The organism is bacterium, assembly GCA_035559435.1.
GTDB lineage: Bacteria > Zixibacteria > MSB-5A5 > WJJR01 > WJJR01 > JACQFV01.
This window is the reverse complement of record DATMBC010000018.1, coordinates 1-1829: the sequence shown is the minus strand read 5'-3', so window position 1 is coordinate 1829 and position 1829 is coordinate 1. Positions and strand designations below refer to the sequence as shown.

General features: G+C 64.5%; 1 protein-coding gene. It reads right to left on the bottom strand.

The annotated features are described in order from the left end of the window. On the bottom strand, positions 1 to 1829 hold a 1829-nt coding region (locus tag VNN55_01765), incomplete at both ends, for an IPT/TIG domain-containing protein (GenBank protein ID HWO56270.1).

Sequence of the window (1829 nt, the reverse complement as noted above, 5' to 3'; positions counted from 1 at the left end):
GGCGGTGGTGGGGGCGGGTTGGCAAAGGTCGCGCCGCAGCAGAACTTGGGGATGCCGACGCCCGGGTCGGAGACGATCGATTTGCCGTCTTCGCTCACGGTCCCCTGCCCCATGATGCGCCATTGGTTGGAGCTCGGGTCGGCCTCGGGGGATTCATCGTAGTACCAGAGCTCGACCTTCTCGCCCGGCAACGCCCCGGTGTCGTTGTTCATGGTCACGGGAATCGGCTCGGAGGGGAAGGCGCCGCCGGGGCGGAAGAAGTAGTAGAGATAGACGGTGCGGGTGTTCACGCCCGCGGGCAGCGGGCGGATGGGGAGCCGATCGACGGTGACGGTACGGACGTTGATCTTGTCGATGGGTTGGCCGTCCCAGCCGATCAAGGTCGCGCCTTGGGGAATCTTCAAGGCGAAGTTCGGGATCTCGGGGGTCGTAACGGTCGCGGCGGCACCGGGGGTGATTTGGGTGAAGCTAGTGGTGTCGATGCCTTGCAAGAAGCTCGTTAAAGCGACGTTGTCCTGGCCCTCGGCGATGTGAACGGGCAGCACGATCGAGGAGGGAAATTCGATCGCCGGAGTGTTGTTGGTGTGGCCGTCGATCAGTATGACCTGATCGCCCCGCAGGATCGGGTTAATGAAGCGGTACTGGCCGGCTTCGTTCGTGACGGCGGTCTCCGTGCCGAGACGAACGATGGCACCCACGAAGGGGCGGTCGTCGGAGGCGTGCACGACGCGCCCGCTCAAGGTGGTGGTGCCGGCGGCAAGCACCTCGAGGGTGAACGTTTGATTGCGCGTGACCTGGCGGCCGTCGGAAAGGCCTCTTGCCGTAACGGTAACGGGATAGCTGCCGGCGGCGACGGCAGCGGTGGTTTTCAAGGTCAGAAGCACAGGCTGGAGCCGGGACAGCCGCGCCTGATTGAAAGCGGCCTCTAAACCCGCCGGCAGACCGGTGACCGTGAGATCGATGAGTTGCTGGTAGGGCCTTAACCCCGTGCTCGTCAGCTGAACGAGCGCGGCGGCGTTGCCGCCCAACGGAAGTTTGACGTTCCCCGGCGCGACCGCGATGGTGAAATCTTCGGTGACGAGAACGGTGAAGGGACTGGTGCTCGTGGCGGTGCCGGTGGCGTTGGTGACGGAGACGGGGCCCGTGGTGGCCGCTAAGGGCACGATGACTTTAAGTTGGGTCGGTGTCGCCTGGGAGACAACGGCGAGCGCGCCGTTGAAGCGAACTTGATTACTGCCCGGGCTCAGAGCGTCGAAGTTCTCACCGGTAATAGTCACTTCGCTCCCGACCGGCCCTTGCGTCGGCGCGAAGCCGGTGATGACGGGACCGGCGCTGCGCACCGTTAAGTTAATGAAGCCGGAAGTACCGCCCCCGGGAGCCGGATTGAACACCGTGATCGGGACAACGCCGGAAGTGGTAAGGAGCGCGCCCGGAATGGTCGCGCGAAGTTCGGTCGCGCTGACGAACGTGGTTGCAAGCGCTTGGGCGCCGAAGAACACTTGGGAGGCCAGGACGAAGTTGCTCCCCGTCAGGTTAATAATTTGATCGCCTTTCTTCGAAGGCACCTCGAGCGGCGCGACGTTATTCAGCACCGGCACGGGGTTTTGCACGGTGAAGCTCAAGGACTGCGACGCGCCGCCGGCGGGCGCGGGTGTGACCACTTTGACGCGGTAGACGCCGGCGGTTTTGAGGACCTCGAGCGGCACGTCGGCTTCGAGGTGCTCGGGGTCTTTCCAGCGGGTCACGAGCGGCTGGTCGTCGAGATGGACCTTGGAGCCATCGATGAACTTTTTGCCGATCGCGAGCAGCGCGGTGGCGGGCGCGGGCGC